This is a genomic window from Polaromonas sp. P3_C2, assembly GCF_056402675.1.
In genome coordinates this window covers 1-5193 of record NZ_JBFUGX010000292.1, presented here as the reverse complement: position 1 = coordinate 5193, position 5193 = coordinate 1, and the positions used below count along the sequence as shown (strand labels likewise).

6 protein-coding genes are annotated in these 5193 nt (G+C 63.6%); all 6 read left to right on the top strand.

The features are described from left to right. Positions 1-935, top strand: a 935-nt coding sequence (locus AC1DWI_RS13230; RefSeq protein ID WP_477724987.1) for a Bug family tripartite tricarboxylate transporter substrate binding protein, incomplete at its 5' end; no start/stop codon positions are given. Positions 936-951: 16 nt separating this feature from the next. Next, positions 952-2316, top strand: a complete 1365-nt coding sequence (locus AC1DWI_RS13225; RefSeq protein WP_477669092.1) for an FAD-dependent oxidoreductase — start codon at positions 952-954, stop codon at positions 2314-2316. A 36-nt stretch (positions 2317-2352) separates the two neighbouring features. After that, positions 2353-3447 (top strand): gentisate 1,2-dioxygenase, encoded by a 1095-nt coding sequence (gtdA, locus tag AC1DWI_RS13220; RefSeq protein WP_477724986.1) that lies wholly within the window; start codon positions 2353-2355, stop codon positions 3445-3447. After that, positions 3444-4139 carry a fumarylacetoacetate hydrolase family protein gene (locus AC1DWI_RS13215; protein ID WP_477669090.1) on the top strand — a complete coding sequence of 232 codons (696 nt, stop codon included), beginning with the start codon at positions 3444-3446 and terminating at the stop codon, positions 4137-4139. The genes gtdA and AC1DWI_RS13215 overlap by 4 nt, the downstream gene beginning before the upstream one ends. A gap of 192 nt (positions 4140-4331) precedes the next feature. Next, the gene (locus tag AC1DWI_RS13210; RefSeq protein ID WP_477669089.1) at positions 4332-4841 is read left to right on the top strand and encodes a TRAP transporter small permease; all 510 of its coding nucleotides are present in this window, start codon (positions 4332-4334) and stop codon (positions 4839-4841) included. Next, positions 4838-5193 (top strand): TRAP transporter large permease subunit (locus AC1DWI_RS13205; RefSeq protein ID WP_477724985.1); only part of this gene is annotated, 356 nt, incomplete at its 3' end. The genes AC1DWI_RS13210 and AC1DWI_RS13205, both read left to right, overlap by 4 nt.

Genomic DNA, 5193 nt, shown 5'->3' with positions numbered 1-5193 from the left:
CTTATCCCTCGTGGGCTGCATCTCCAAAAGACTTAAAAGATGCGGCCTGGCCGACCAGGCCGGTGCGCATCCTGGTGGGGTTTCCGGGCGGCTCTACGCCCGACATGGCGGCGCGCAGCCTGGCCGAACCCCTGAGCCACGCCCTCGGCCAACCCGTGATTGTGGAAAACAGACCCGGCGCGTCAGGCAACATCGCGGCCGACCAGGTCGCCAAAGCCACTGACGACCATACGCTGGGCGTCGTCATCAACGGCAACCTGACCTCGGCCAAGCTGCTGTACTCCAGACTGCCCTATGACCCGGCCAAAGACTTTGCGCCCATTTCATTGCTGACCACCGCACCGCTGGTGCTGGTAGCGCCTGCGAGCCAGCCCGGTGGCGCCGAATTCTTCGCTGCCGCACGCCAGGGCGGCAGCCAATGGAACTATGGTTCAGTYGGCAACGGCTCGGTCGCACATCTGGGCATGGAACTGCTGAAAAGCCGCATGCCCGGCGTCACACCTGTTCACGTGCCCTTCGCCGGCAACCCGCAGGTGGTGACCGCCATGCTGGGCGGCCAGATCCAGATGGCGCTGATCCCGCCCGGCGTGGCCATGCCGCATGTGCGGTCGGGAAAGCTTCGGGCGATCGGCCTTGCCGGCGGGCGCTCTTCTCTTGTGCCCGAGGTGCCGCCGCTGGCCGATGCCGGCGTGACCAACGTCAACCTCGAAGTGTGGACGGCGCTGATCGGCCCGGTGGGCCTCTCCAAAGCCGCCCAGGCGCGGCTGGCGCAAGAAGTGCCGCGCATCATCCGCGACGCCGACACGCGGCAAAAGTTGTTTAACCAGGGGTGGCAAGCTGTGGGCACTTCGCCCGACGGCCTGAGGAGCCGCGTCAAAGACGAAGCCGCCATTTTGGGCGGCATCATCCAGTCGCGCGGTATCAAACTCGAATAGGCAGCGAAAGACAGCCATGCCCACGATCACAGAGCCCGCACGCCCCCTGCCCGTCTACGGCGAATTCGATGTCGTCGTAATCGGCGGCGGGCCAGCAGGGCTTGCTGCCAGCGTCAGCGCCGCGCGGCACGGCGCACGCACCTTGCTGGTGGAACGCTACGGCTTTCTAGGCGGCATGGGCACAGCCGGCGGCGTCACCAATTTCGCGGGCCTCTACGGCCGCAAAAGCGGCCGGATACAACAGGTGGTGCGCGGCGTGGCCGACGACCTGCTGCAGCGCATTGACGCGCTGGGTGGCCTCAACGCGCCGCAGGACGGCATGCAGGGCCGCATCCGCGTGCGCTCCTACGACGTGTCGGCTTACAAGTGCGCAGCCGACCAGTTGCTGGTGGCGGCCGGTGTGCAAATCCTTTTTCACGCCTGGGCTGCTGCGGTGGTGATGGAGGGCAACCGCATCAGCGCTTTGGTGGTCGAGACCAAATCCGGCCGCCAGGCAATTCGTGCCGCGCGTTTCATCGACTGCTCGGGCGACGCCGATGTGGCGAACTTTGCCGGTGTGCCGTTTGAGCTGGGCGACGGGCACGGCAGCGCGCTGTTTCCCTCCACCATGTTTCGCGTCGGCCACGTGGACGCACCCCGCGCGCTGGCGGCTGTGGGCGAATTCAAAGCCATCAACATCTTGATGGCCGAGAGCCAGGCGCGTGAGCCAGGCCGCTACAAGTTTCCCCGTGAAGGTGCCATCCTCCGCCCCCAGAAGAACCCGACCGAATGGCGCGCCAACGTCACGCAGATACGCAACGCGCAAGGTACGGCCATGGATGCCACCGACGCGCGGCAGCTCAGCGAGGGCGAGCTTGAAGGCCGGCGCCAGATCACCGAATACTTCCGCTTCCTGAAGCATGAAGTGCCGGGTTTTGCGGATTCGGCCATCGTCGACATCGCGCCGCAGGTCGGCATCCGCGAGACGCGCCGTATCCAAGGGCTCTATGCACTGAGCGGTGAAGACATCCTTTCATCGGCCCGCTTTGACGATGCCATCGGCATCAATGCCTGGCCAATGGAACTGCATGCCGATGGCCGGATCGACTGGCAGTTTCCGCACAACGTGGACGCGGCTGAAGGCCGCGCCTACAACGACTTGCCCTGGCGCATGCTGGTGCCGCAAGGTGTCGCCAACCTGCTGGTGGCCGGTCGCTGCGCCTCGATGACGCACGAAGGCCAGTCGGCCGCGCGCGCCAGCGGCGGTTGCTTTGTGATGGGCCAGGCAGCGGGCACGGCGGCGGCCATGCCGGGCGCCGGGCAGGCTTTTTCCGATACCGACGTGAAACAGCTGCAGCAGTTGCTCACGCGGGACGGCGTGTATTTCGATAACGACCTTTAAGCGGCGATCTTTCACCCCAGAGACTGGACATCCATCATGGACATGACGCCCCCTACCGCCCCAGGCCGGCCCTCAGCACCCCACGGCGCAGCACGCAAGGCCTTTTATGAAGCCATCTCGGCGCACAGCATGACGCCGCTGTGGGAAGTGCTGCATGCGCTGGTGCCGCAGTCGCCCAGCACGCCTTGCCAGCCGGCGCTGTGGAAGTACACCGACGTATGGCCCTTCCTGATGAAGTCGGGCGAACTGATCACGGCCGAAGAGGCCGTGCGCCGTGTGTTGATCCTGGAAAACCCCGGCCTGCGCGGACAGTCGTGCATCACGCAGTCGCTGTACGCAGGCCTGCAGGTGATCATGCCGGGCGAAATAGCGCCCAGCCACCGCCACACACAAAGCGCATTGCGCTTCGTGGTGGAAGGCCATGGCGCCTTCACCGCCGTGGATGGCGAACGCACGCAGATGAAACCCGGCGACTTCATCATCACCCCCAGCTGGACCTGGCACGACCATGGCCACGAAGGCCGTGTCGAATCTGACGCGCCCGTAGTCTGGCTGGACGGCCTGGACATACCCATGCTGCGCTTTTTCGATGCCGGTTTCGCCGAAAACGGCACGGCCAGGCAACAGGAAGTCACCAAGCCCGAAGGCATCAGCACCCACCGCTATGGCRCCAACATGCTGCCGATGCGGTATGACGCCCCGTTCGGTGAAACCTCGCCCATCTTCAGCTACCCCTACGACCGCACGCGCGAAACCCTGCACCAGCTGGAAACCCATGCCGACATCGATGCCTGGGACGGCGTCAAGCTGCGCTATGTGAATCCGGCCACCGGCGGCTCACCCATGCCGACCATGGCCACCTTCATGCAGCGCCTGCCGGCAGGCTTTGCAGGCAAGCCCTGGCGCCAGACTGACGGGGCCGTGTTCAGCGTGGTTGAGGGCACGGGCTCCGTTGACATTGAACGGAACGGCGAAACCCGGACGTTCGAGTTTGGCCCGCGCGACCATTTTGTGATTCCGTCGTGGCACACTGCGCAATTGCGTTCGGCGCAAGGTTGTGTGCTGTTCAGTTTTTCAGACCGCCCGGTGCATCTGGCACTGGGCATACACAGAGAAGAAAGGTTGTCATGAGTTTTGTCATCACCCCACCGGCCGCGGTGTCCGTCCCCGTTGTCGGCACCAAAGACCGGTTTCCGGTCAACCGCATTTATTGCGTGGGCCGCAACTACGAAGAACACGCCAAGGAAATGGGCTTTACCGGCCGTGAGCCGCCCTTCTTTTTCCTCAAACCCGCGAATGCCGCTGTCGTGGTGGACGCCGGCGCGACGGGCACCATCCCCTACCCATCGCTGACCAAGAACCTGCACCATGAAATCGAGCTGGTCGTGGCCATTGGCACCGGCGGTAAAAACATCAAGGCCGCCGACGCGCAAAAGCACATCTACGGTTATGCCGTGGGCCTGGACATGACGCGCCGCGACCTGCAGGGCGAGATGAAGAAGCAAGGCCGCCCATGGTGCATTGGTAAAGCCTATGACCACTCCGCCCCCATCGGCCCTATCACACCCGCTGGCCAGGCCGGTGACGTGGCCAATGCCGAGCTCTACATCCAGGTGAACGGCAAGGATCGCCAGCGCAGCAATGTCTCCAAGCTGATCTGGAATATTGCCGAAACCATTGAACACCTGTCGGCAGCATGGGAGCTGCAGCCCGGCGACCTGATTTACACCGGCACGCCCGAAGGCGTCGCGGCCGTGGTTTCGGGCGACACCATGGTCGGCGGTGTAGCGGGGCTGGAAACACTCACTGTCAAAGTCATCTGAACAAGGTGTTGGCAAGCGCATGTCACGGCGGGGCAGCTGCGCGATAACCGCGCAACTGCTTTAATCACCGCGCAAATACCCCGTTTTACCCGGGGTAACCCGCCTGACTGCTTGCCTCCTCAATTCTGATAATCGGCTTACCCGGTTTTTGGGAGCTCCCAAATGCCAAGACCTGCTTTTTGGAGAGCCTTCTTGAAAATCCTGCAGTCCCTTGCAAAATTCTGCGCTGTGCTGGCCGGCGTTCTGCTCACGGTGATCACGCTCATGACCTGTGCCAGCCTGATTGGCCGCAACCTGCTGGGCGCGACCCTCGTCGGCGACTTCGAACTCACCGGTGTGGTCACCGGGGCCGCGATCGCGCTGTTCATGCCCCTTTGCCAGATCAAACGCGGCAACATCATCGTCGACTTCTTCACCGCCAAACTGGGCGAAACCTCGAACGACAGGCTGGACCGTTTCGGTGCCTTGCTGTTGGGCCTGGTGTTTGCCCTGTTGGCCTGGCGCACGGTGCTGGGCGGCCTCAATTCGTACAACACGCACTCTGAAACCCAGATCCTGGGATTTCCCGAATGGACGGTGTATGCCGCCATGGTTCCGCCCTTTGTGCTGACCTGCGTGATCGGTGTGTACCAATCCGTCTTCGGCTTCGGCGACGCCCATGCGCCGCACAATCCGCTGGACGAGCTGGAGGCACACGTATGAGCTCCATCACGCTGGCTCTCGTCATTTTCGGCATCATGCTGGTCTTCATGGCCGTGCGCGTGCCTATCGCAGTTGCCATGTTTACCGCGGGCGCCATCGGTTACGTGATGCAGACCGGCTGGGGGCCGTTTTCCAGCTTCCTCAACACCCAGGCCTTTGCGCGCTTTGCCAGCTACGACCTGTCGGTGATTCCGCTCTTCATCCTGATGGGGCATTTCGCGACGCAGGGCGGCATCAGCCGCGCGCTGTTCGGTTTTGCGGCAGGCGTGATGGGCCGCTTCAAGGGCGGTCTGGCCATGGCGTCCATCCTGGCTTGTGCGGCATTCGGCGCCATCTGCGGCTCCTCGGTGGC

Coding starts and splice junctions, on each gene's coding strand:
- AC1DWI_RS13225 (WP_477669092.1), top strand. CDS start 952: ATGCCCACGATCACAGAGCCCGCACGCCCCCTGCCCGTCTACGGCGAA.
- AC1DWI_RS13215 (WP_477669090.1), top strand. CDS start 3,444: ATGAGTTTTGTCATCACCCCACCGGCCGCGGTGTCCGTCCCCGTTGTC.